Source organism: Microbacterium sp. NPDC057659 (assembly GCF_042799915.1).
Classification (GTDB): domain Bacteria; phylum Actinomycetota; class Actinomycetes; order Actinomycetales; family Microbacteriaceae; genus Microbacterium.
In genome coordinates this window covers 790,301-812,354 of record NZ_JBHVHU010000001.1, presented here as the reverse complement: position 1 = coordinate 812,354, position 22,054 = coordinate 790,301, and the positions used below count along the sequence as shown (strand labels likewise).

Annotated in this window: 23 protein-coding genes; 13 read left to right on the top strand and 10 right to left on the bottom strand. The window is 68.9% G+C overall.

Annotation, left to right across the window (positions count from 1 at the left end; genetic code table 11):
• Positions 1–45: 45 nt before the first annotated feature.
• Together ACFVAE_RS03950 and ACFVAE_RS03945 are read right to left on the bottom strand one after the other, a co-directional pair.
• Positions 46–876 carry an ABC transporter permease gene (locus ACFVAE_RS03950; protein WP_378888110.1) on the bottom strand — a complete coding sequence of 277 codons (831 nt, stop codon included), beginning with the start codon at positions 874–876 and terminating at the stop codon, positions 46–48.
• The gene (locus ACFVAE_RS03945) at positions 873–1,883 is read right to left on the bottom strand and encodes an ATP-binding cassette domain-containing protein (protein ID WP_378888107.1); all 1,011 of its coding nucleotides are present in this window, start codon (positions 1,881–1,883) and stop codon (positions 873–875) included. Before ACFVAE_RS03945 ends, ACFVAE_RS03950 begins: the two co-directional genes overlap by 4 nt.
• Positions 1,884–1,993: 110 nt before the next feature.
• Here ACFVAE_RS03945 and ACFVAE_RS03940 point away from each other — a divergent pair, with 110 nt between their 5' ends.
• Positions 1,994–2,437 carry a hypothetical protein gene (locus ACFVAE_RS03940; RefSeq protein ID WP_378888104.1) on the top strand — a complete coding sequence of 148 codons (444 nt, stop codon included), beginning with the start codon at positions 1,994–1,996 and terminating at the stop codon, positions 2,435–2,437.
• A 156-nt stretch (positions 2,438–2,593) separates the two neighbouring features.
• Here the strand turns inward: ACFVAE_RS03940 and ACFVAE_RS03935 are convergent, their stop codons facing one another.
• The 3 genes from ACFVAE_RS03935 to ACFVAE_RS03925 all read right to left on the bottom strand — a co-directional run bounded on the left by ACFVAE_RS03935 (position 2,594) and on the right by ACFVAE_RS03925 (position 4,070).
• Entirely contained in the window at positions 2,594–3,019 is a 426-nt protein-coding gene (locus tag ACFVAE_RS03935; protein ID WP_116241690.1) for an OsmC family peroxiredoxin, read from the bottom strand.
• Positions 3,020–3,084: 65 nt separating this feature from the next.
• A complete protein-coding gene (locus ACFVAE_RS03930; RefSeq protein ID WP_378888101.1) occupies positions 3,085–3,645 on the bottom strand; it encodes a DUF4395 family protein in 561 nt (186 codons plus the stop codon).
• Positions 3,645–4,070, bottom strand: a complete 426-nt coding sequence (locus ACFVAE_RS03925; protein ID WP_378888098.1) for a thioredoxin family protein — start codon at positions 4,068–4,070, stop codon at positions 3,645–3,647. Before ACFVAE_RS03925 ends, ACFVAE_RS03930 begins: the two co-directional genes overlap by 1 nt.
• 92 nt (positions 4,071–4,162) lie before the next feature.
• Between ACFVAE_RS03925 and ACFVAE_RS03920 the strand changes: the two genes are divergently transcribed.
• From ACFVAE_RS03920 to ACFVAE_RS03865, 12 genes are all read left to right on the top strand, one after another.
• Positions 4,163–4,966 (top strand): thymidylate synthase, encoded by an 804-nt coding sequence (locus ACFVAE_RS03920; RefSeq protein WP_378888095.1) that lies wholly within the window; start codon positions 4,163–4,165, stop codon positions 4,964–4,966.
• Entirely contained in the window at positions 4,963–5,439 is a 477-nt protein-coding gene (locus ACFVAE_RS03915) for a dihydrofolate reductase (RefSeq protein WP_378888092.1), read from the top strand. Before ACFVAE_RS03920 ends, ACFVAE_RS03915 begins: the two co-directional genes overlap by 4 nt.
• Positions 5,439–6,200 (top strand): SDR family NAD(P)-dependent oxidoreductase, encoded by a 762-nt coding sequence (locus ACFVAE_RS03910; protein WP_378888089.1) that lies wholly within the window; start codon positions 5,439–5,441, stop codon positions 6,198–6,200. The genes ACFVAE_RS03915 and ACFVAE_RS03910 overlap by 1 nt, the downstream gene beginning before the upstream one ends.
• 46 nt (positions 6,201–6,246) lie before the next feature.
• Positions 6,247–7,224 carry a 4-hydroxy-tetrahydrodipicolinate synthase gene (gene dapA, locus ACFVAE_RS03905; RefSeq protein ID WP_378858817.1) on the top strand — a complete coding sequence of 326 codons (978 nt, stop codon included), beginning with the start codon at positions 6,247–6,249 and terminating at the stop codon, positions 7,222–7,224.
• Between the two features lie 80 nt (positions 7,225–7,304).
• Positions 7,305–8,981 carry a ribonuclease J gene (locus ACFVAE_RS03900; protein WP_378858818.1) on the top strand — a complete coding sequence of 559 codons (1,677 nt, stop codon included), beginning with the start codon at positions 7,305–7,307 and terminating at the stop codon, positions 8,979–8,981.
• A 101-nt stretch (positions 8,982–9,082) separates the two neighbouring features.
• Positions 9,083–11,851 carry a DNA translocase FtsK gene (locus ACFVAE_RS03895; protein WP_378888086.1) on the top strand — a complete coding sequence of 923 codons (2,769 nt, stop codon included), beginning with the start codon at positions 9,083–9,085 and terminating at the stop codon, positions 11,849–11,851.
• A gap of 16 nt (positions 11,852–11,867) precedes the next feature.
• Complete coding sequence (gene pgsA / locus ACFVAE_RS03890; RefSeq protein WP_378888083.1) at positions 11,868–12,446, top strand: CDP-diacylglycerol--glycerol-3-phosphate 3-phosphatidyltransferase; 579 nt, start codon at positions 11,868–11,870, stop codon at positions 12,444–12,446.
• On the top strand, positions 12,443–12,925 hold the full coding sequence (locus tag ACFVAE_RS03885) for a CinA family protein (RefSeq protein WP_378888080.1): 483 nt from the start codon (positions 12,443–12,445) through the stop codon (positions 12,923–12,925). The genes pgsA and ACFVAE_RS03885 overlap by 4 nt, the downstream gene beginning before the upstream one ends.
• Before the next feature lie 159 nt (positions 12,926–13,084).
• Positions 13,085–13,393, top strand: coding sequence for a helix-turn-helix domain-containing protein (locus tag ACFVAE_RS03880; RefSeq protein ID WP_378888077.1), 309 nt, complete (start codon positions 13,085–13,087; stop codon positions 13,391–13,393).
• A gap of 6 nt (positions 13,394–13,399) precedes the next feature.
• On the top strand, positions 13,400–13,621 hold the full coding sequence (locus ACFVAE_RS03875) for a DUF3046 domain-containing protein (RefSeq protein WP_378888074.1): 222 nt from the start codon (positions 13,400–13,402) through the stop codon (positions 13,619–13,621).
• A 257-nt stretch (positions 13,622–13,878) separates the two neighbouring features.
• Positions 13,879–14,931: a recombinase RecA gene (gene recA, locus ACFVAE_RS03870; RefSeq protein ID WP_378888071.1), complete on the top strand. Its 1,053-nt coding sequence runs from the start codon at positions 13,879–13,881 to the stop codon at positions 14,929–14,931.
• 2 nt (positions 14,932–14,933) lie between these two features.
• Entirely contained in the window at positions 14,934–15,746 is an 813-nt protein-coding gene (locus tag ACFVAE_RS03865) for a regulatory protein RecX (protein ID WP_378888068.1), read from the top strand.
• 36 nt (positions 15,747–15,782) lie between these two features.
• Here ACFVAE_RS03865 and ACFVAE_RS03860 read toward each other — a convergent pair whose 3' ends face one another.
• From ACFVAE_RS03860 to ACFVAE_RS03840, 5 genes are read right to left on the bottom strand one after another with little or no spacing between them, the layout of a single operon-like run.
• Positions 15,783–17,804, bottom strand: coding sequence for an HlyD family efflux transporter periplasmic adaptor subunit (locus ACFVAE_RS03860; RefSeq protein ID WP_378888065.1), 2,022 nt, complete (start codon positions 17,802–17,804; stop codon positions 15,783–15,785).
• On the bottom strand, positions 17,801–18,679 hold the full coding sequence (locus ACFVAE_RS03855) for a hypothetical protein (protein WP_378888062.1): 879 nt from the start codon (positions 18,677–18,679) through the stop codon (positions 17,801–17,803). Before ACFVAE_RS03855 ends, ACFVAE_RS03860 begins: the two co-directional genes overlap by 4 nt.
• A gap of 26 nt (positions 18,680–18,705) precedes the next feature.
• Positions 18,706–19,938: an ABC transporter permease gene (locus ACFVAE_RS03850; RefSeq protein ID WP_378888059.1), complete on the bottom strand. Its 1,233-nt coding sequence runs from the start codon at positions 19,936–19,938 to the stop codon at positions 18,706–18,708.
• Complete coding sequence (locus ACFVAE_RS03845; protein ID WP_378888057.1) at positions 19,935–20,627, bottom strand: ABC transporter ATP-binding protein; 693 nt, start codon at positions 20,625–20,627, stop codon at positions 19,935–19,937. The genes ACFVAE_RS03850 and ACFVAE_RS03845 overlap by 4 nt, the downstream gene beginning before the upstream one ends.
• Positions 20,624–21,934 (bottom strand): efflux RND transporter periplasmic adaptor subunit, encoded by a 1,311-nt coding sequence (locus tag ACFVAE_RS03840; protein ID WP_378888054.1) that lies wholly within the window; start codon positions 21,932–21,934, stop codon positions 20,624–20,626. The genes ACFVAE_RS03845 and ACFVAE_RS03840 overlap by 4 nt, the downstream gene beginning before the upstream one ends.
• Positions 21,935–22,054: the final 120 nt, after the last annotated feature.

The window sequence follows — 22,054 nt, the reverse complement described above, 5'->3', positions numbered from 1 at the left end:
GAGAAGGGACGCCCGCCGACGGCGGACGCCCCTTCCGCCTGAAGGTCAGGCCTTGCGCATGTAGGCCCGCACGGTGAGCGGCGCGAAGATCGCGACGATCACGGCCGCGCCGAGCAGAGAGATCCACGCATCCACGCCGAAGGCGCCGGTCGACGTGAGATCACGGACGGCGGTGACCAGGTGCGAGACGGGGTTCACGTTGACGAACCACTGCATCCAGTCGGGCATCGTGTCGACCGGGACGAAGGCGTTCGAGAGGAACGTCAGGGGGAACAGGATGATCATCGAGATGCCCTGAACGCTCGAGGCGGTGCGGGCGATCACCCCGAAGAACGCGAAGATCCAGCTCACCGCCCACGAGCAGACGACGACCAGCAGGCCGGCAGCGACCACGGACCCGAGCCCGCCGCCCGGGCGGAAGCCCATCAGCGCGCCCATGGAGAACGTGAGCACCGTGGCGATCGCGTAGCGGACGGTGTCGGCGAGCAGCGCGCCCGAGAGCGGCGCGATGCGGGCGATCGGCAGCGACCGGAAGCGGTCGAACACGCCCTTGTCCATGTCCTCCCGCAGCTGCACGCCCGTGACGACCGAAGTGGTGATCACGGTCTGCACCAGGATGCCGGGGATGATCACGGGCAGGTACGACTGCACGTCGCCCGAGATCGCCCCGCCGAAGATGTACGTGAACATCAGAGTGAACAGGATCGGCTGCAGCGTGACATCCATCAGCTGCTCCGGTGTGCGCCGGATCTTGATGAGGCCGCGCCCTGCCATCGTGAGGGTGTTGCGCAGCGCGAGTCCGAGACCTGCGTGGTTCTTCAGATTTCGTTCGGATGCGGGGATGATGCGGGTGGCCGCGGGGGCGAGAGCGCTCATGCGCGCACCTCCTCCTTCTGTGAGGCGGCCGTGGCCGCGGGAGCGTCGGTCTCGTCCTCGGCGGAGTGACCGGTGATGGTGAGGAAGACCTCGTCGAGGGTCGGCTTCTGCACGCTCATCTCGCTGAGGCCGATGCCGGCCTCGCGCAGGACGATGAGCAGATCCGCGACCCGATCGGCGTCGGTCATGGGCGCGGTGATGCGCGCGGCTTCGGGGGAGAGCACACCCTGCACGCCGAGCACCCGCTCGATCGCGCGCAGTGCGTCCTCGGCGTCAGCCGGCTCGCTGAGCCGCAACTGCAGAGAGGATGCGCCGACGGAGGCCTTGAGATCGTCGGGGGTGCCCTCCGCCACGACGCGGCCCCGGTCGATCACGGCGATGCGGTCGGCCAGCTGGTCGGCCTCGTCGAGGTACTGAGTGGTCAGCATGACCGTGGAGCCGGTGCGCACCAGTTCGCGGATGGTGTCCCACATCTGGCCGCGGGTGCGCGGGTCGAGCCCGGTGGTCGGCTCGTCGAGGAAGATCAGCGGGGGCTGGGCGATCAGCGACGCCGCCAGGTCGAGGCGACGGCGCATACCGCCGGAGAACTGGGCGAGTGGGCGGCGCGCCGCCTCGGTGAGCCCGAACCGGTCGAGCAGATCCGCGGACTTGGCGCGCGCCTCCGCACGTGTCAGCCCGAGCAGCCTCGAGAAGATCATGAGATTCTCGTTCGCCGACAGGGTCTCGTCGACCGAGGCGAACTGGCCGGTCACGCCGATGAGCTGGCGGACGACGTGCGGCTCGCGCACGACGTCGTGGCCGAAGACGCGGGCGCCGCCGCCGTCCGGGCGCATCAGTGTCGCGAGCATGTTGATGGTGGTGGTCTTGCCGGCGCCGTTCGGGCCGAGGACTCCGTAGACGGTGCCGGCGGGCACGCGCAGGTCGACGCCGTCGACTGCGCGGTTCTCACCGAACACCTTCACGAGTCCGTCGGCCGCGATGGCCCATTCTGAGGTGGAATTCGTCATGCGACGAGCATCCGCCCGCCCGCTGTCGGCCCGCTGTCGCGGCGCTGTCCGCCGCTGTCACCCGCTGTCAGCGGGCGGGGGCCGGTCCCGCCCGCTCATAGGATTGATGCATGACCTCTCGCATCGGCGTCGCCGTCATGTCCGCCGCGCTGCTGCTGTACATCGTTGCCGTCGTCTGGATCGCGGTGCTGTTCCTGCGCAGCGGAACGGGCGCGGGGATCGCCATGGGCGTCGCACTGATCGTGATCGCGCCGATCGGCGCCTGGGCGATGTACCGCGAGCTGGCCTTCGGCCTCGCCGCGGACCGGCTCGGCCGGCTGCTCGACGGCGAGGGCGGGATGCCGGAGGCGCCGGAGCAGCTCACGCCCAGCGGGCGGCTGATGAAGGACGACATCGAACCGCTCGTGACCAGGTACGCGGATGCGGCGGATGCTGCGCCCCAGGACTGGCGCGCCCGTTACCGGCTCGGTGTGGTGCAGGACGCGGCCGGGCGCCGCAAGGACGCCAGGGCCAGCATCCGCGAGGCGATCCGGATCGCGAAGACCGCGCCCTGAGCCGGCCGGTCCCGACGTCGGATGCCGCACGTCGCTGACCAGCGAGTCGGTGACGCTTCCTGGCGCGTTGCGGGTCAGATCCGACGCTGAGCACGCCCACTCGGTGAAAGCACAACGCCCCCGTCGGCGACGGGGGCGTTGTGCGTGTCAGAGCACTCAGGCGAGCGCGGCCTCGAGGGTGATCTCGATGCCGGCGAGGGCCTGCGAGACCGGGCATCCGGCCTTGGCGCCCTCGGCGAACTGCTGGAACTGCTCGGGGGTGAGCCCCGGGACGGTCGCGTTCACGTTCAGGTGGCTGCCGGTGATGCCGGTGCCGGGCTTGAACGTGACGGATGCGGTCGTGTTCACGCGCTCCGGCGGCGTGCCGTTCTCGGCCAGGGCGTTCGAGAGCGCCATGCTGAAGCACGACGCGTGCGCGGCGGCGATGAGCTCTTCGGGCGTGGTGGTCGTGTCGGACCCCTCGCTGCGGGCCTTCCAGTCGATCGGGAAGGTGCCGAGGTTCGAAGAGGAGAAGGCGACCGTGCCCGACCCCTCGATGAGCGATCCGGTCCAGGTGCTGGCAGCTTCACTGGTGACGGGCATGGTTCCTCCTGTGAGTCGGGGGTCGATCGTGCCAGCCTACCCAGCGCGGGGCCGCCGTGGGTGGGTCAGGCGGTCGCGTCGCGCAGGATGCCGGCGCGCCGCAGCAGCAGGTACAGCTCGCAGCCGAGGCAGAATCCGAACACCGCGTTCAGGAAGGCCGCGATGAACGCCGCGGCGGCCGCGATCGGCAGCGCCCAGGGCACCCCGAGAAGATGCAGCAGGAGACCGACTCCGACCACGAAGAGGCCGACACCCTGCGCGAAGCGCGGCGGGCGAGGGTCCTCGAGCTCGGTCGGCGGTGAGAGCCGCGGCTGCACGAACCTGCGGAACAGGACACTCCATGGCTGGGTGCGCGGCGAGAGCACGCCCCAGAGGAAGAGCAGCGCGATGACGAGGAGGAGCAGGAATGCGGGGTCGAGGATGCGCGCCGACAACGGCGCGGCCGTGATCGCCCATGAAGGGTCCGAGACGAGCGGCTGATATGCGAACCAGCCGAATGATGCGACCTGTGACTGCTGCGTCGACAGCCCGGTGAGCCCCAGCAGTACGGCGATCAGCAACAGCACGGCCGTGATGGATGCCGCGAACCGCGGCCCTCGGGGATCGATTCCGGTCGGGGTGCTCATCATGCCTCCTGCAGTGCGGGCAGCGAGCCCAGGGCTTCTTCGACGTCGGCGCGAAGGGGGACGCCGTTGAAACGCGCGCGCACGGTGCCGTCCCCGTCCACCAGGAACGTAGTCGGGGTCTGCAGCACCCGGTACTTCGTCGCCAGGTCGGTGCGGTGGGTCAGATCCACATCGGCGTGCAGCACGCCGTCGTGGCCGGCGGCGACCTGCCCCAGCATCCGGCGCACCTGCGGGCACCGTGCGCACATCTCGGTGCTGAACTGCACGAGAGTGGCGCGCGATCCCAGCCCTCCGGCATCCGCGGCATCCACCGTCTCGCCACGGCCCGTGCGGCGGCGGCCGTCCCGCGCGCGCCACACCAGCCCCGCCACCAGGGCGAGGACGACGAGCACGCCGACGGCGGCGAGAGCAGCGAGCGGGGTCATCCTCCGAGGGTACGGCGGGCTCCGGGGGAGAGGGGCGGATGTGTCGCTCGATGACGGGCCGGTGTCGGTGCCCCGCCGGTATCGTGTCTGTCATGACCGTTCCCACGCCGTACGAAGATCTGCTCCGCGACGTCCTCGCGAACGGAACCCACAAGGACGATCGCACCGGCACAGGCACGACCAGCGTGTTCGGCCGCCAGATCCGGTTCGACCTCGCCCAGGGCTTCCCGCTCATCACGACGAAGCGCGTGCACTTCAAGTCGATCGCCTACGAGCTGCTCTGGTTCCTGCGCGGCGACTCGAACGTGCGCTGGCTGCAGGAGAACGGCGTCACCATCTGGGACGAGTGGGCCGACGCCGAGGGCGACCTCGGCCCGGTGTACGGCGTGCAGTGGCGCTCCTGGCCCACGCCCGACGGTGGGCACATCGATCAGCTCGCCCAGGTGATCGAACAGATCAGGAACACACCGGACTCCCGCCGGCTCATCGTGTCGGCGTGGAACCCCGCCGACATCCCCGACATGGCGCTCGCGCCCTGCCACGCGATGTTCCAGTTCTACGTCGCCGACGGCAGGCTGTCCTGCCAGCTCTATCAGCGCAGCGCCGATCTCTTCCTCGGCGTTCCGTTCAACATCGCTTCCTATGCTCTGCTGACAATGATGGTCGCGCAGCAGACCGGGCTCGAGCCGGGCGACTTCGTCTGGACCGGCGGCGACTGCCACATCTACGACAATCACGTCGAGCAGGTGCGCGAGCAGCTCACTCGCGAGCCGTACCCGTATCCGACGCTGCGCTTCGCACGGAAGCCCGAGTCGATCCTCGACTACGCCTACGACGACTTCGTCGTCGAGGGCTATCAGCACCACCCCCCGATCAAGGCGGCGGTCGCGGTATGACCTGGGTCGGGCTGATCTGGGCCGAAGCGCACGGCGGCGTCATCGGCGCCTCCGGCGGCATGCCCTGGCACGTGCCGGAAGACATGGCACACTTCAAGGAGATCACCCTCGGTGCGCCCGTGATCATGGGACGCAAGACCTGGGACTCCCTTCCTGAACGGTTCCGCCCGTTGCCCGGGCGCGAGAACATCGTCATCACCCGACAGCAGGACTGGACGGCAGAGGGCGCGCGGCGTGCCGCCAGCGTGCAGGATGCCGCGCGCGGCCTCGACGAGGTCTGGGTCATCGGCGGGGCCGAGATCTTCGCCCAGGTCATCGCCGACGCCGACCGCCTCGAGGTCACCGAGCTCGACCTCGACGTCGCGGGAGACGCCTACGCCCCTTCGAAGGCCGGCTGGCGACTGGTGTCCGAGGGGGACTGGCAGACCTCCCGCACCGGCATCCGCTATCGGTTCCTGCGTTACGAGCGCTGATGCCCACCGCGCTCATCACCGGCGCGAGTGCCGGACTCGGCGCCGAGTTCGCGCGGCAGCTCGCGGCACGTGGTGCCGATCTGATTCTCGTCGCCCGTGGGGCGGATGCGCTGGAGGCGCTCGCCGCAGAGCTGCGCGACGCGTACGGCGTCTCCGCCGACGTGATCTCCGCCGATCTCTCCGCCGAGGCGGACGTCGAGGTCGTCGCCGTCAGACTGCGCGACGCCGCTAACCCGGTCGACCTGCTGGTGAACAACGCCGGCTTCGGTCTGCCGCTGCAGTTCGCCGACAACGACATCGACGCCGAGGTGCGCCACCTGCGGGTCCACGTCGAGGCCTCGATGCGGCTGATGCACGCCGCCCTGCAGACCATGCGCGGCCGCGGTGGACGCATCATCAACGTGGCATCCGTCGCCGGGTTCATCCCGCGCTCGACGTACTCGGCGTGCAAGTCCTGGCTGATCGGGTTCAGCCGCTGGGCGAACGCGGAGTACGCCCGCGACAACGTGACCGTGACCGCAGTGTGCCCCGGATTCACGCACACGTCCTTCCACGAGCGGATGGGTCTCGCACGCGGCGAGGAGGGCATCCCCGGCATCGCCTGGCTGGAGGCGGATGACGTCGTGCGCGAAGGCCTTCGCGACGCCGCACGGGGCAAGGCGGTGTCGATCCCGTCGCTTCGGTACAAGACCGTCGTCATGCTCAGCGGCTTCCTGCCCCGCTCGCTGACCGCACGCGCCGCCCGTCGCGGCCGCAACTGAGGGATCGGCGCGCACTGCGGCATCCCGAACCTATACGCTGGGAAGCATGACGCACACGGGCAACCCCTTCGGACAGGTGCTCGTCGCCCTCATCACTCCGATGACGGCCGACGGCGAGGTCGACTGGCCCTCCGTCGAGAAGCACATGGACCGTGTGATCTCCGACGGCGCCGACGGCATCGTCGTCACCGGCACCACCGGCGAGACCTCGACCCTGACCGACGCGGAGAAGCTCCGCCTGGTCGAGGTCGGCAAGGACGTCGCCGCAGGACGCGCCAAGATCATCACCGGCGGCGGGTCGAACGAGACCGCGCACGCCATCGAGCTGTACAAGGCCAGCGAGAAGGCCGGCGCCGACGGCATCATGATCGTCACGCCGTACTACAACAAGCCGACCCAGTCCGGCATCCTCACCCACTTCCGGCTGGTCGCCGACGCGACCGACCTGCCGGTCATCCTGTACGACATCCCCGGCCGCACCGGCGTGCCGATCAAGTACGAGACCATCCTGCGGCTCGCCAAGCACCCGAACATCCTCGCCGTCAAGGACGCCAAGGGAGACTTCTCCGAGGTCAGTCGGGTGCTCAACCAGACCGACCTGATGTACTTCTCCGGCGATGACTCGAACGTGCTGCCGCACCTCGCCATCGGCGCCACCGGCATGATCGGCGTCACCGCCAACATCACCTCCGCGCCGTACCGCACCATCGTCGACGCGGTGAACCGCGGTGATCTGGCGACGGCCACCGCCGAGCACAAGCGACTCGAGCCGCTGGTGCGCGCCGCGATGACCCACGTTCCGGGCACCGTCTCGGCGAAGTACATCCTGCACGGCCTCGGCCGCATCGACAGCCCCCGCGTCCGCCTGCCCCTCGTCGGGCCGGAGGAGTGGGAGGCGGCCGCCATCGAGGACGAGCTCGCGCTCGTCAAGGACATCCCGGGTGCGGACTTCTCCGACTTCCGCCCCGACCGCAATGCCGCCGCAGGCGGCGCACTCCCCAAGGTGCACGGCACGACCAGATGACGGTCGTTCGTCGGCGGCCCGTCGACGGGCACAGGGAGCAGATCACCGGGCGCGCAGCGCGCCCCGCCTAGGAGGCACCCATGTCCATCCCCATCGCCGACCCGGAACCGATCGCCGACGCCACTCTGCGGGTGACCCCGCTGGGCGGCCTCGGCGAGGTCGGCCGCAACATGACGATCTTCGAGATCGACGGCAAGATCCTCATCGTCGACTGCGGCGTGCTGTTCCCTGAGGAGCACCAGCCCGGCGTCGACCTGATCCTGCCCGACTTCGAGCCCATCAAGGATCGCCTCGACGACATCGTCGGGGTCGTGCTGACGCACGGCCACGAGGACCACATCGGCGCCGTCCCCTACCTGCTGCGCCTGAAGCAGGACATCCCGCTGATCGGCTCGGGCCTCACGCTCGCACTGGTCGAGGCGAAGCTCAAGGAGCACCGCATCAAGGCCTTCACCCTGACGGTGAAGGAGGGCGACCGCGAGCAGGTCGGCCCGTTCGACCTCGAGTTCGTCGCGGTGAACCACTCCATCCCGGATGCGCTCGCCGTCGCGATCCGCACGGAGGCCGGCATGGTGCTGGCCACCGGCGACTTCAAGATGGATCAGTTGCCGCTGGACGGCCGGATCACCGACCTGCGCGCGTTCGCGCGTCTGGGCGAGGAGGGCGTCGACCTGTTCCTGGTCGACTCGACCAACGCGGACGTGCCCGGATTCACTCCCACCGAGCGCTCGATCGGCCCGGTGCTCGACCAGGTCATCGGCAAGGCGCCGCGTCGCGTGATCGTGGCGAGCTTCTCGAGCCACGTGCACCGCGTGCAGCAGGTCATCGACGCCGCGCACGCCCACGGGCGCCGGGTCGCCTTCCTCGGGCGCAGCATGGTGCGCAACATGACGATCGCCGAGCAGCTGGGCTACCTGCAGGTGCCCGACAACGTGCTCATCGACTACAAGAAGGCGCGCGACCTGCCCGACGACAAGATCGTCTACATGTCGACCGGATCGCAGGGCGAGCCGATGGCGGTGCTGAGCCGCATGGCCAACCTCGACCACGCGATCGAGCCCGGTCCCGGCGACACGGTGATCCTGGCCTCCAGCCTGATCCCGGGCAACGAGAACGCCGTCTACCGCGTGATCGACGGCCTGACCAAGCTCGGTGCGAACGTCGTGCACAAGGCCAACGCACGGGTGCACGTCTCGGGGCACGCCGCCGCCGGCGAGCTGCTGTACTGCTACAACATCCTGAAGCCCCGCAACGTGCTTCCCGTGCACGGCGAGTACCGTCACCTGATGGCGAACGCGAAGCTCGCGCAGGACACCGGCATCGCCGAGGAGCGCACGATCATCGCCTCGAACGGCACCGTGATCGACCTCAAGGACGGCGTCGCCCGCGTCGCCGGCCAGCTCGACCTCGGCTTCGTCTACGTGGACGGCTCCACCGTCGGCGCGATCACCGACGCCGACCTCAAGGACCGCCGCATCCTCGGCGAGGAGGGCTTCGTCTCGGTCATCGTCGTCGTGGACGCCACGACCGGCCGCATCATCTCCGGCCCGGAGATCCACGCGCGAGGCATCGCCGAGGACGACGCGGTGTTCGACGACGTCGCACCGAAGATCGTCGCCGCGCTCAAGGAGGCTTCGGGCAACGGCGTGCGTGACACGCACGCGCTCTCGCAGGTCGTGCGCCGCACGATCGGCCGCTGGGTCAACCAGAAGCTGCGTCGTCGCCCGATGATCGTCCCGCTGGTCATCGAGGCGTAACCCGGATCGGATGCCGGGATTCGGTCGCGATCGCGCATCGAATCCCGGCCTCACCCGCGTCATTGCGGGGTATTGTCGGTGCCCGGGAATACCGTAGAGACATGGCCAGGAGCACCACGAAGTCCGAGCGCGCGTCCGCGAGCGCTCCCAAGAGCGCTCCGCGGCAGTCCTCCTCGCGATCCTCGTCGTCCCGATCGCAGAAGGCGGCTCCCGCGCCGAAGAAGTACGCCGACGAGCTCGACAAGCCATCGGTCGGTCTGCGCATGTGGATGGGCGTCGCGCACGGCGTCGGCGGGCTGTTCCGCGCCTTCGGTCCCGAGACTCTCGAGAAGGATCAGCGCCGCGACGGCTTCCCGTTCTTCCTGGTGCTGCTCGCCTGCATGGGCGCGGTGGTGGAGTGGTTCTTCATCGGCAACGACGTGGCCGCGCAGATCTCGGCCTATTCGGTCGGCGGCCTCGTCGGTCGCACCGCCTTCCTCATGCCGGTGCTGCTGCTGTTCCTGGCGGGCTGGTTGTTCCGGCATCCGTCGTCGGTGCACGACAACGGGCGGATCGGCATCGGCTTCGGCCTGCTGATCCTGAGCATCGCCGGCATCTGCCACGTCGCCTCCGGCAGCCTGAATCCCAAGGGCGAGATGGTCTGGCCGCAGCCCCGCGACGGCATGCCCGCGCTCAGCGAGGCGGGCGGACTGTTCGGCTGGATGATCGGTCAGCCGCTGCTGTTCCTCGGCCAGGTCTTCGCGTACATCGTGCTGGGACTCCTCATCGCGCTGAGTCTGCTGATCATCACCAAGACACCGCCGAACCGCATCGGCGAGCGCCTCGGCGACCTGTATGCGTGGATGTTCGGCGCGGAGCGCCGCGAGAAGGTGGAGAAGACGGCGGATGCCTCCGAGCAGACGCCCGATGAGGACGACGGCGTGCTGCCGTGGTGGCGGCGCAACAAGACCGGCCGCGAGGAGGACCCCGACGACGGCGTCGACTCCAAGGCCATCACCAAGCTGCTCGACGAGCCGACCGCCAAGGCCGCCTACGATCAGGCCGTCATCGTCGACGACCCGTCGGATGCCGCGACCGAGGTGCTCACCGACGTCAGCGCCCTGACTCAGCTGCTCGACGAGCAGAACAGCGCCACCGCGCTGCTGGACGACTCCGGCACGACGGGGGAGCTGCCCGGCTTCGACGGCTTCGGCACCGCGGGCCCCGGCCAGAACGGTCCGCAGCCGCCCGCCGCACCGTATGTGCTGCCTCCCGCGGCCGTGCTCGCGGAGGGGCCGCCCTCGGTGGCGCGCTCGGAGGCCAACGACCGCATCGTGCAGCAGATCACGAACGTGCTCACGCAGTTCAACGTCGACGCGAAGGTCACCGGCTTCTCTCGTGGCCCCACGGTCACGCAGTACGAGGTCGAGGTCGGCCACGGCGTCAAGGTCGAGAAGATCCTGCAGCTGAGCAACAACTTCGCGTACGCGGTGGCTTCGAACGACGTGCGCATCCTGTCGCCGATCCCCGGCAAGAGTGCGATCGGCATCGAGATCCCGAACACCGACCGTGAGACGGTCTCGCTCGGTGATGTGCTGCGCTCGCCTGCGGCTCAGAAGAGCACTCATCCGCTGACGATCGGTGTCGGCAAGGACGTCGGGGGCAACTTCGTCGTCGCCAACCTTGCGAAGATGCCGCACCTGCTGGTGGCCGGTTCCACCGGCTCCGGTAAGTCCAGCTTCGTGAACTCGATGATCACCAGCCTGCTGATGCGGGCGCGTCCTGCCGACGTGCGCATGGTGCTCATCGACCCGAAGCGTGTGGAGCTCACCAGCTACACCGGAGTCCCGCACCTGATCACGCCCATCATCACGAACCCGAAGAAGGCTGCGGAGGCGCTGCAGTGGGTCGTGAAGGAGATGGACATGCGGTACGACGACCTCGCGTCGTTCGGATTCCGTCACATCGACGATTTCAACCGCGCCGTGCGCGCCGGCGAGGTCGAGGTCCCCGCCGGCAGTGAGCGCGTGCTCAAGCCGTACCCGTACCTGCTGGTCGTGGTCGACGAGCTCGCCGACCTGATGATGGTCGCCCCGCGCGACGTCGAGGACTCGATCGTCCGCATCACGCAGCTCGCACGAGCCTCGGGCATCCACCTCGTGCTGGCGACGCAGCGCCCCAGCGTCGACGTCGTCACCGGTCTGATCAAGGCCAACGTGCCCTCGCGTCTGGCGTTCGCCGTGACCAGCGTCACCGACAGTCGCGTGATCCTGGACAGCCCCGGTGCTGACAAGCTGATCGGTCAGGGCGATGCCCTGTTCTCGCCCATGGGCTCGTCCAAGCCGTTCCGGCTGCAGGGCGCCTGGGTGCAGGAGAGCGAGATCGACGCGGTCGTCAAGCACGTCACCGGCCAGGCCCGACCGGAGTACCGTCCGGACGTGCAGGAGGGTGCAGCGACGGCGAAGAAGGAGGTCGACGAGGACATCGGCGACGACCTCGAGCTGCTGCTCGCGGCGGCCGAGCTCATCGTCACCTCGCAGTTCGGCTCGACCTCCATGCTGCAGCGCAAGCTGCGCGTCGGTTTCGCCAAGGCCGGCCGCCTGATGGACCTGCTGGAGTCACGTGAGATCGTCGGCCCCTCCGAGGGGTCGAAAGCCCGCGACGTGCTGGTCACGGGCGAGCAGCTGCCCGAGGTGATCGCTCGGCTGCGCGGGGCGCCCGCACCGACGCCGGCCCCGGCAGCGCCTGCTCCGCAGGCCGCGCCTCCGGCTGCGGCGGCGGAAGCCGCGGACCCGTATCCGACCGATCCCATCGAGGCGCAGTACGACGGGCTGCCGGTCGTCGAGAGTGACGGCGACGAGGACGCCTGGGGGCTGACCGGGCGAGACTGATCGATAGGATCGGTTCGTGGCGATTCCCCGACAGCTTCCCAACGCGATCACCATCGCCCGCATCCCGCTCGCGGTGGTGTTCTTCGTACTGCTGCTCATGGGCGGCAGCTACGGCGAGATCCAGCCGGTGCTGCGCTGGGTCGCGGCGATCCTCTTCGTCGCCGCCATCTCCACCGACTGGGTCGACGGCTACCTGGCTCGGAAGTACGACATCGTCAGCGACTTCGGCAAGCTCTGGGACCCGATCGCCGACAAGCTGCTCACCGGCGCGGGTTTCATCGGCCTGGCGATCCTCGCGGAGGTGCCGTGGTGGATCGTCGTCATCATCCTGATCCGCGAGTGGGGCATCACCGTGCACCGGCTCATGATCAGGAGCGAGCACGTCGTCGCGGCGGCGTGGATGGGAAAGATCAAGACGGTCGTGCAGGGCGTCGCGCTGAGTTGGGCGCTGCTGCCGCTGCACGTGCTGGTCGGGATGCCGGCATGGATCGTCGTCACGCAGACGCTGATGATCACCGCTCTGGTGCTCACGGTGGCGAGCGGCGTGGACTACATCGTCGCGCAGGTGCGCGGATCTCGCACGGCACGGCGATGAGCGACGCCGCCGAACTGATCGACGCGCTGCGTCGTCGTGGCTGGACTCTCGGTGTCGCCGAGTCGTTGACCGGGGGAGCGCTGTCCGCCGAGCTGGTCTCCGTGCCCGGAGCTTCGAACGCACTTCTGGGCGCGGTCGTCGCCTATGCGACTCCGGTCAAGCACAGCCTGCTCGGGGTCGACCAGACGCTGCTCGACGCGTACGGACCCGTGCATCCCGAGGTGGCCGTCCAGATGGCCTCCGGCGTGCGACGCGCCGTCCAGGTCGCCGGGCGTCCGGCTGACGTCGGCATCAGCACCACGGGCATCGCCGGTCCCGACTCGCCGGACGGACAGCCGGTCGGCACCGTGCACATCGGCATCGTGACCCCGGTCGCGCAGAGCGTGCGATCGTTCGTGTTCGACGGCGACCGAGCGCAGGTGCGCCGAAGCAGCGTGGACGCAGCGATCGCGGCGGCGCTCGAACTGGTCCGGGAATAGCCGCGGCGCGGCGCCGGTTCTCCCTGATGTGCTGATGACGCAGCGAACGCTCACAACTGAACCACAGAGAGAAACAGTAGATTTGATGACGCCAGGTGGGGTTAGACTGGCGATCCGCTCGGCGCACGAGCCGGCGGAGACGATGGAGGGGAGGTTCCGATGATCCTTGTACGACAGGAGATCGGCGATGTGCTGAGGGACTTCCGCCTGCAGAAGGGGCGCACCCTCCGGCAGGTCGCGGGAAAGGCATCCGTCGCCCTCGGCTACCTCAGTGAGGTCGAGCGCGGACAGAAGGAGGCGTCCAGCGAGATCCTCGCCTCGGTCGCCGAAGCCCTCGACGTCCCCATCTCGACGATCATGCGTGAGGTCGGCGACCGCATCTCGGTGCTGGAGGGCCTGCAGGTCTTCCCCGACGTGGTTCCTGACGACCTGGTCGCCTCGGTCGAGCCCGAACTCTCGCTGCGCTGATCACGGATGCGACGCAGTGAGTTCCTGCGCGCCGTCGACGACGAGTTCGGCACGCGCGCCACGACGCTGACCCAGGATCTCGTCCTCGGCAGCCTCGGCCGCACAGCGGTCGAAGCGCTGGACGCCGGAGTGCCGCCGCGAGAGATCTGGCTCGCGCTCTGTGAAGAGGCCGATGTTCCGGCAAGCCGTCGCTACGGCGTGGGGCGCCTGGAGCCGGGCAAACGCTGACGGATTCATCCGCACTTCTGATCGATACCAGGACGGCGTGTCGTCGAAGAAGTGTTCGATAGAAGCGTATTGTTCTGCACAGATGGATTCCGGCCGGAATCTTCCCACAGGAGGCGGTATCGCCGACGCGATGTCGGTGGCCCCTCCTACGGTGAAAGACATGGCCTGACGCCATACGCCTTGTCTCAGATCCAGCCCCGCCGGGGCCGGGCGCGACAGCCTACAGGCGGCAGAACTCGAGTACGAAGGAGCACGTCATGCCCTCACCCGCAGACCGCGAGAAGGCCCTGGAATCCGCCCTCTCCCAGATCGACCGTCAGTTCGGAAAGGGCTCGGTCATGCGACTGGGCAGCGACGAGCGCGCACCGGTCGAGGTCATCCCGACCGGATCGATCGCGCTGGACGTCGCCCTCGGCATCGGGGGACTGCCGCGCGGCCGCATCATCGAGATCTACGGCCCGGAGTCCTCGGGTAAGACCACGTTGACCCTGCACGCGATCGCCAACGCCCAGCGCGCCGGCGGCATCGCCGCGTTCATCGACGCAGAGCACGCCCTCGACCCCGAGTACGCGAAGAAGCTCGGCGTCGACATCGATCAGCTGCTGGTCTCGCAGCCCGACACGGGCGAGCAGGCGCTCGAGATCGCCGACATGCTGATCCGCTCCGGCGCGATCGACCTGGTCGTCATCGACTCCGTCGCGGCCCTGGTGCCGCGCGCTGAGATCGAGGGCGAGATGGGCGACTCGCACGTCGGTCTGCAGGCCCGCCTGATGTCGCAGGCACTCCGCAAGCTGACCGGTGGGCTGAACCAGACCAAGACCACCGCGATCTTCATCAACCAGCTGCGCGAGAAGATCGGTGTGTTCTTCGGCTCGCCCGAGACCACCGCCGGTGGTAAGGCGCTGAAGTTCTACGCATCGGTGCGTCTCGACATCCGGCGCATCGAGACGCTGAAGGACGGCTCAGACGCCGTCGGAAACCGCACTCGCGTCAAGGTCGTGAAGAACAAGATGGCGCCGCCGTTCAAGCAGGCTGAGTTCGACATCCTGTACGGCGTCGGCATCTCGCGCGAAGGCAGCCTGATCGACTTCGGCGTCGAGCACGGCATCGTCAAGAAGTCCGGATCCTGGTACACCTACGACGGCGACCAGCTCGGGCAGGGCAAGGAGAACGCCCGCAACTTCCTGATCAAGAACGATGACATCGCCCTGGCGATCGAGACGCAGATCAAGCAGAAGCTCGGCATCGGCGGCGCTGCCGCTCCGGCCGAGCCCGTGGCCGACGAACTGGCTCAGCGCCGCCCGGCCTGATCATGACGGACAACAGCGGGGGCGAGCGCGACGACGATCGGCTCGCCCCTGTGATCCCGCTGTTCGGCGGCATGGGGCAGAGCAAGAGCAGCGACAGCGTTCCTCGGCGCACCGGTGACGACGGGCTCTGGCGCTCCACCTGGGACGACGGCGAGGCCGAGCGCCCTGCCGCCCCCGGTGCCCGGCATCCCGCCTACGGCGCACGCGCGCAGAGCGACGAGGAGCCGGCCGCGGTGCCTCGCCTGCGCGCGCTCCGTCCCGCGCACGACGGGGACGCTCCTGACGACGACGAGAGCGCGCCCGACCCTGATCGGCTGCGCTCCACCGCTGAGGAGACCCTCGTGCGCAAGCTCCGCAGCCATGCGATGTCGGTGTCAGAGGCGCGCACCGTCCTGCGGACCGCCGGGCTCGCCGGCGACCAGATCGACCAGGTGATCGACGACTTCGAGCGTCGCAAGTACCTCGACGATCGCGCGCTCGCCGGTCATCTCGTCATCTCCGGGGTCGAGCGCAAGGGGCAGGGTCGCGTTGCGCTTTCCCGCGCGCTCGCGCAGCGGGGCATCCCGCGCGACATCGTCGACGAGGCTCTCTCCGAGCTGCCCGACGACGATGCTGAGCGGGCGCTCGAGTACGCCAGGACCAAAGCGCGCAGCATGACCAGGCTCGACCCGGATGCCGCGCTGCGGCGGCTGGTCGGTCAGCTGTCGCGCCGCGGCTACGGCGGCTCCGTCGCGATGAATGCGGCGAAGACCGCGCTGCGCGAGGCATCCTCGACCGGTTCCGCCTCAAGGGTTCGCTTCATCGAATCCGAGTGAGCCGAGGAACGACCTCGGCTCACTCGGTCGGGCGGATCAGCTTCCCGGAGGCGCCGGGAAGTCGCCGCCTCCGGAGCCTGACCCGGGAGAGGGGAAGTCACCCGAGGAGAACCGGCCCGAACCGAGACGCGTGCTGGTCGAAGTGTCATCCGATGTGATCGCCTGGTCGAGGTCGGCGAGCACGACGACGTCGCCGGCGCTGAGCCCCTTGGCGATCTCGGTGCGTTCCGCACCGACCGCGCCGAGAGTGACGGCTGTCTTCTTCACAGCACCGTCAATCAGGACGTCGACGGTCGCAGCGGAGCCGGAGCGAGTCACCGCCGATGTGGGCACCGTGAGCACGTCCTTCGCTGCGGCGAGCTGCACGGTCGCCGTTGCGGTCGCACCGATGCGCGGCGTGTCGTCGCCGGCATCCACAGCCAGAGTCACCGTGTACGACGGTGTGGAGGTCGACGACGTGTTCAGCACGCCGATCGACGCGACTGTGGCGTCGTACTCCGCTCCGAACGCCGGCAGCACCACCTTGGCATCCTGTCCCACCTCGACCTTGCCGATCCTCGAGAGCCCGACGCCGACTTCGACGACGTAGCCGCCTGCGCTCTGCACCGTGATCACGGCGGTGTCCGAACCGGCGCTCACCGTGTCGCCGGGGACCATCCCGACCGAGACGATCGTGCCGTCGATCGGGCTCGTGAGCGTCGCGAGCGCCAGGTCCTGCTTCGCGATCGCCAGTTGGGCTTCGGCTGCGTCGATCGCCGCCTGATCGGCGAGGATCTTCTCCGCGGTGATCGTGCCGGACGATCCCGAGCCGCCGGTCATTCCGTCCGGCGTCGCCATGCTGGTCACAGCGGCCGTGCGGATCACGAGAGTCGAGCTGAACGCGCTGGTGCCGGCAGTCGTCCCGGTCTGCGACGATTCGCCGTCCGTGGAGTCCGTGCCGGACCCGTCAGAGGCCGAGAGCTGCTCCTGCAAGGCCGTGACCGCGTCGTTCAGGTCCTTCGCGGCATCTGACACGGCACCGTTGGCGGTTTCGGTGGTCTGCTGCGCCGACTGCGTCGCCGAGACCGCGTCCTGGCAGTTCGTGAGCTGGCCCTGGGCGTCCTTCAGCGCGGTCTGAAGCGCCGCTATCGCGGCCTCGTCGAGCGCTGCGGCGTCACCGCCGTCCGCGCTGCCGTTCTCTGCGGGCACCTCCAGCTTCGCGTCCAGGAATGGTGCGCACACCTGTTGCGCCGACGTCAGCGCCGCACGGGACGCCTCGCCGGCGGACACGGACTGCCCGTACTTCTCGAGCAGCTTCTGCTGAGCGGTGGTGACGGCGGCGATCGCCGCCTTCGTCGCTTCGTCGTTCGAGGAGCCGGATCCGTTGTCGCCGGGTCCGTTGTCACCACCTGGCGTGGATTCGCCTGGCGTGGATTCGCCTGGCGTGGATCCGCCTGGCGTGGATCCGCCCGGGGTGGATCCGCCCGGGGTGGATCCGCCCGGGGTCGATCCGCCCGGATTCTTCTGCGGGGAGCCGCCGGTCGACGGCAGCGCCGGCGAACCGGAGGAGTTGCCCGAGGCTGATGACGAGGAAGCGCCGTTCGACTGGGCGTCCAGATCGTCTTCGAGCGTCTGCTGAGCGGATGCGACGGTGTCCTCGGCCTTGGTCACGGCATCCGACAGATCCCCGGTGTCGAGAGCGGCGAGCGCCTGACCTGCTGTCACCTCATCGCCGAGGGAGACGGTGACGGACGCGACGGTGCCCGCCACTTGGAACGATGCGTCGGCGCTCTTCGCGGACGCGAGCTGGCCGGAGAGGTCGAGCGCCTCGGTGACGTCCGCCTTCGCGGTGACGGCCGTGCGGTAGTCGCCGTCGCCTCCTCGGGTCGCCGCATAGACCGCCGTCGTACCGGATGCCAGGACCAGCGCGGTCACGGCGATGCCGACGAGAACGCGGTTGCGTCGTCGGGTGAAGAACGCACCGGCTCCACGTCGCGCCCGCGTGTCCGCGGCCGGTGCCTCGTCGGCGCGCATGTCGTCGCTGTCCGAAAGATCGAACAGGTCGTCGTCAGCGGTCATTCGGAGTCTCCACCCTGTCCGCCGCCGTTGCCGTCGGGAGCCTGGCCGCCGGGAATCCTCCCGCCGCCGGGGAAGCCGCCGGTGCACTGCCCGCTGTCGTCCGGGTCGGAGAGGACGAGCGCAGTGGCGTCGTACCCGCCGGCGTCATCGGCCTTGCCGGTCGCCATCACGCACAGGCCGCTCTTGATGTCGGTGGTGGTGGCATCCGCCGTGCCGGTGATCGTGGTGTCGGCGTTCAGCGCCACCTCGGTGCTCGTGGTCTTCTGGTCCTCGCCGAACGACACGGCGTCGACTGTCACCTTCGAGGAGGAGACCGCGGTGACGGCCCCCGAGACCATCGATCCGAAGCCGCCGCGGCCACCGGGCCCGGACGTGGGCATGTCGGTGGGGCGGTCCTTGGGCATGTCCGTCGGCATGCCCTCCGGCCGCTCGCCGGATGGTGCTCCGCCGCCAGGGAAGCCGCCCATGCCGCACGTCCCGTCGTCCGATGCCTCGGTGACCGTCACCGAGGTCGCGGACTTGGTGTCGGAACCCGCATCCGTCATGATCATCACGCAGTCGCCCACGGCGATCGAGGAGGCGCCCACAGCGACCCGCTTGGTGATCGTGGTGTCGTCGGTGTAGCGCACCGAGGTCTGCTCGTTCGTGCTCTGCACCTGCAGCAGTCCGTCGTCGGCCGAGGCGATCAGACCGCTGACGCCTCGCGGCGACTGCTGCTGCCGTTGCTGCTGCCCGGCATTCGACGACGAGCCGCCGCCCTTCGATGAATCGGCGGAAGCATCCGCGGAAGAGCAGCCGGCCAGCAGAAGCCCACCCGCGACCAGGAGGGACGAGGCGACCAGCGCAGTACGAAGTCGAGAAGCGGTGAGTGTCATGTGTTCTTTCCTTGAGTCGGGGGAGATCATTCGCCGCGGAGGGCGTCGATGGGCACGAGCCGTGCAGCTCTGGTGGCGGGATAGACCCCGAAGATGAGGCTGATCGCGACGGCCACGCCCATGGCGAGGAATACGATCGGGGGCGACAGCACCACGGAGCTGCCGATGATCGCAGGCAGCACCAGGGCGACCACGATGCCGAGGATCACGCCGACGATGCCGCCGCCGAAGCCGAGCACAGTCGCTTCGAGCAGGAACTGGTTGCGAATCGCCCCGGGCGGGGCGCCGAGTGCCTTGCGCAGCCCGATCTCCCTGGTGCGCTCGGTCACCGAGACCAGCATGATGTTCATCACGCCGATTCCGCCGACGAGCAGCGACAGTGCGGCGACACCGGCCAGCAGCACCGTGAGGGTCTGATAAACCGCGGTCGCGGTGTCGACAAGGGCGTCCTGACTCTCGACCGTGAGGTCGGCACTGTCGGCGTCGGTGATGCCGTGCAGGTTCAGCAGGATCGACTGCACCTCCTGATAAGCGCCGGAGAGCACGTCGTCGGAGGCTGCCTTGACGTAGATCGTGTTCACGGCGGACGAGCTCGTTCCGCCCATCACCGTGCTGGCCGCGGTGGTCAGCGGGATGATCGCGGCATCATCGAGGTTGGATGAAGAGCTGGAGCCGGCGGAGTCGAGCACACCGACGATGTCGAAGGCCGTGCCGTCGATCGTCACGGACTGCCCGACGACACCCGTGCGGCCGAACAGCTCGGAGGCGGTCTCGGAACCCAGCACGACGACATGCGCGTTCGACGCGTAGTCCTCCTCGGTGAAGAACGACCCGGCGGACAGAGTGCGGGAGCGCACCTCGGGCCACTCCGTCGTCGTCCCAGTGACGGTGGTGGTCCAGTTCGTGTCGTTCGCGACCAGTGACAGGGAGGACGTCTTCTCGGGCGCCACGCTCTTCACGTCCGGAGCCGCGACCTCGGACTGCAGCGCCGTGGCATCCGTCGCCTTCAGGGTCGTGGACGTGCCGAACCCGCCGCGGATGCCGGTGGAATCGGTGCTTGATCCGGGCGAGACGATGAGCAGGTTGCTTCCCAGCGAGCTGATCTGCTCGCTGACATCCTTCTGCGTGCCGAGGCCAAGGCCGACCGTGACGACCACAGCGGCGACGCCGACGAGGATGCCGAGCACGGTGAGCAGAGATCGGAGGGTGTGCGAGCGGATCGCATGCCAGGCGGTGCTGAGGGTCTCGGACCAGTTCACGCGGCCACCTCCGCGGCCTCGGCGATCTGCCCGTCGCGCACGAGCGCGATGCGCGCCGCGCGCTGGGCGACGTCGTGCTCGTGCGTGATCAGCACGATGGTGCGCCCGGCGTCGTTGAGCTCGTCGAGCAGACCGAGCACGTCCTCGGTCGAGGTGGAGTCGAGGTTTCCGGTCGGCTCGTCGGCGAGGATCATCGTCGGCTCGCCGACCAGGGCCCGAGCGACGGCCACACGCTGCTGCTGTCCGCCGGACAGCTCACCCGGTCGGTTGTGCAGGCGCTGCTCGAGACCGACCCTCGTCAGCGCCGCGACGGCGCGATCGTGCCGCTCGGCCCTGCCGACGCCGCCGTACACGAGCGGCAGCTCGACGTTGCGCAGCGCGGACAGCGACGGCAGCAGGTGGAACTGCTGGAACACGAATCCGATCCGCTGGTTGCGCACCTGCGCAAGCGCGGCTTCGCTGAGCTGCGACACGTCCTCGCCGCCGAGCCTGTACTCGCCTTCCGTGAGCACGTCGAGGCATCCCAGGATGTTCATGAGCGTGGACTTGCCGGAGCCGGACGGTCCCATGATCGCGAGATACTCGCCCTCGTGCACCTGCAGGTCTATCCCTCGCAAGGCCTCGAACTCGAGGTCGCCCGAGCGGTATGTCTTGCGCGCGCCGATCAGTTCGATGACGGGTTCGCTCATCGCTGGTCTCCGTTCCCGCCGCCGGGGAACTCGCCGCCGGGCATCTGTCCGCCGCCGGGCATCTGTCCGCCGCCGGGCATCTGTCCGCCGCCGGGCAACTGGCCGCCGCCGGGCACCTGCCCGCCGCCGGGGAACTGACCTCCGCCCGGGAACTGTCCCGAGTTGCCCTCGCCGGGTGTGAAGCTGGCCACCACCACCTTGTCTCCCTGCGACAGACCCGAGGTGATCTCGGTGTAGCCACCGCTCGTCTCGCCGACCTCGACGGACTTCTCGGCCTGGGTGCCGTCATCGGCGACGACGGTGACGGTGCTCTTGCCGTCTGCGGTCGTGACCGCTGCCGAAGGCACGGAGAGCACTTCCGTGCGTCGTTCGTAGACGATCGATGCCGTCAGCGAGACCCCGTCGTAGAGGCCCTTGCCGTCGCCGGTCACGGTGACCGTCACCGGATACTGCGCGGAGCCGGAGGTGGTGCTCGGCAGCACCCCGACCTCGGTGACGACACCGAAGTACTCGTCGCCGTCGTCGGTGGACAGCTCGACCTGCTGACCCTTCTTCACGTTCGCGATGTCGGTCTCGCCGACGGACACGTCGAGCGACCACGCGCTCGTGCTGACAATGGTGAACGCGGCGGTACTCGTGCCGGAGTCGTCGGAGGTGGTGCTCGTCGCCCCGCCGAACGGGCCGCTGCCGCCGGAGGACGCCGGAGACGACGAGTTCGACGAGGAAGAAGACGAGGACGAGCCGGAGCCGGTGATCCTGTCGCCGACGGCGATCCCGACGCTGGTCACGAGCCCTGCGGCGGGGGCCTTGAGCGTGGCATCGGACAGGGCGCCGGTGGCGGACTCGACATCGGCCTGCGCGGCATCCACCGCCGCGGATGCCGCCGAGATACGGGCATCCGAAGCCCCGGAATCCTGCGCGTCGGCGAGCGACGACTTCGCATCGGCGAGCGTCGCCTTGGCCTCGAGCAGGTCGGCGTTCAGCTGCAGCGTGTCGACGGTGGCGAGCACATCGCCGGCGGCGACGGTCTGCCCCTCGGCGACCTTGACAGCGGTGACGGTGCCGGAGACAGTGAAGCTCACGTCATCCTGCACGGCGGGCGTCGCGGTGCCGGTGCCCTGCACGGTCTTCTCCAGGGTCTCCAGGCTCGCAGCCGCCGTTCGGGTGATCGTCTCGGCCTTCGCGTTCTGCGCGGGAAGCAGGAAGGCGAACACCCAGACCGCCGCCGCGGCGATGATCACGACGGCGACGGCGATCAGCACCTTCGTACGGGTGCGGAATCTGGCGAGGAACGTTCGAGGGCTCATCTCAGGCGTGTGCTCCTGTCGGGTCGGGGAAGGGCGCCGCCTTCATGACGAGCCCGATGCATCGAAACTAGGAAGCGGGGCGGAGCATGACCGTTGCGCTACCTTTGAGCCCGATAAAGA

What these genes read in the sequence shown, in the direction of transcription:
- ACFVAE_RS03935 (WP_116241690.1), bottom strand. Translation starts at nt 3,019, where the DNA reads ATGCCCGTCACCAGTGAAGCTGCCAGCACCTGGACCGGATCGCTCATC.
- ACFVAE_RS03930 (WP_378888101.1), bottom strand. Translation starts at nt 3,645, where the DNA reads ATGAGCACCCCGACCGGAATCGATCCCCGAGGGCCGCGGTTCGCGGCA.
- recA (WP_378888071.1), top strand. Translation starts at nt 13,879, where the DNA reads ATGCCCTCACCCGCAGACCGCGAGAAGGCCCTGGAATCCGCCCTCTCC.
- ACFVAE_RS03875 (WP_378888074.1), top strand. Translation starts at nt 13,400, where the DNA reads ATGCGACGCAGTGAGTTCCTGCGCGCCGTCGACGACGAGTTCGGCACG.
- ACFVAE_RS03900 (WP_378858818.1), top strand. Translation starts at nt 7,305, where the DNA reads ATGTCCATCCCCATCGCCGACCCGGAACCGATCGCCGACGCCACTCTG.
- ACFVAE_RS03925 (WP_378888098.1), bottom strand. Translation starts at nt 4,070, where the DNA reads ATGACCCCGCTCGCTGCTCTCGCCGCCGTCGGCGTGCTCGTCGTCCTC.
- dapA (WP_378858817.1), top strand. Translation starts at nt 6,247, where the DNA reads ATGACGCACACGGGCAACCCCTTCGGACAGGTGCTCGTCGCCCTCATC.
- ACFVAE_RS03895 (WP_378888086.1), top strand. Translation starts at nt 9,083, where the DNA reads ATGGCCAGGAGCACCACGAAGTCCGAGCGCGCGTCCGCGAGCGCTCCC.
- ACFVAE_RS03860 (WP_378888065.1), bottom strand. Translation starts at nt 17,804, where the DNA reads ATGACCGCTGACGACGACCTGTTCGATCTTTCGGACAGCGACGACATG.
- ACFVAE_RS03865 (WP_378888068.1), top strand. Translation starts at nt 14,934, where the DNA reads ATGACGGACAACAGCGGGGGCGAGCGCGACGACGATCGGCTCGCCCCT.
- ACFVAE_RS03940 (WP_378888104.1), top strand. Translation starts at nt 1,994, where the DNA reads ATGACCTCTCGCATCGGCGTCGCCGTCATGTCCGCCGCGCTGCTGCTG.
- ACFVAE_RS03880 (WP_378888077.1), top strand. Translation starts at nt 13,085, where the DNA reads ATGATCCTTGTACGACAGGAGATCGGCGATGTGCTGAGGGACTTCCGC.
- ACFVAE_RS03845 (WP_378888057.1), bottom strand. Translation starts at nt 20,627, where the DNA reads ATGAGCGAACCCGTCATCGAACTGATCGGCGCGCGCAAGACATACCGC.
- ACFVAE_RS03910 (WP_378888089.1), top strand. Translation starts at nt 5,439, where the DNA reads ATGCCCACCGCGCTCATCACCGGCGCGAGTGCCGGACTCGGCGCCGAG.
- ACFVAE_RS03885 (WP_378888080.1), top strand. Translation starts at nt 12,443, where the DNA reads ATGAGCGACGCCGCCGAACTGATCGACGCGCTGCGTCGTCGTGGCTGG.
- ACFVAE_RS03920 (WP_378888095.1), top strand. Translation starts at nt 4,163, where the DNA reads ATGACCGTTCCCACGCCGTACGAAGATCTGCTCCGCGACGTCCTCGCG.
- ACFVAE_RS03915 (WP_378888092.1), top strand. Translation starts at nt 4,963, where the DNA reads ATGACCTGGGTCGGGCTGATCTGGGCCGAAGCGCACGGCGGCGTCATC.
- ACFVAE_RS03945 (WP_378888107.1), bottom strand. Translation starts at nt 1,883, where the DNA reads ATGACGAATTCCACCTCAGAATGGGCCATCGCGGCCGACGGACTCGTG.
- ACFVAE_RS03840 (WP_378888054.1), bottom strand. Translation starts at nt 21,934, where the DNA reads ATGAGCCCTCGAACGTTCCTCGCCAGATTCCGCACCCGTACGAAGGTG.
- ACFVAE_RS03950 (WP_378888110.1), bottom strand. Translation starts at nt 876, where the DNA reads ATGAGCGCTCTCGCCCCCGCGGCCACCCGCATCATCCCCGCATCCGAA.
- ACFVAE_RS03855 (WP_378888062.1), bottom strand. Translation starts at nt 18,679, where the DNA reads ATGACACTCACCGCTTCTCGACTTCGTACTGCGCTGGTCGCCTCGTCC.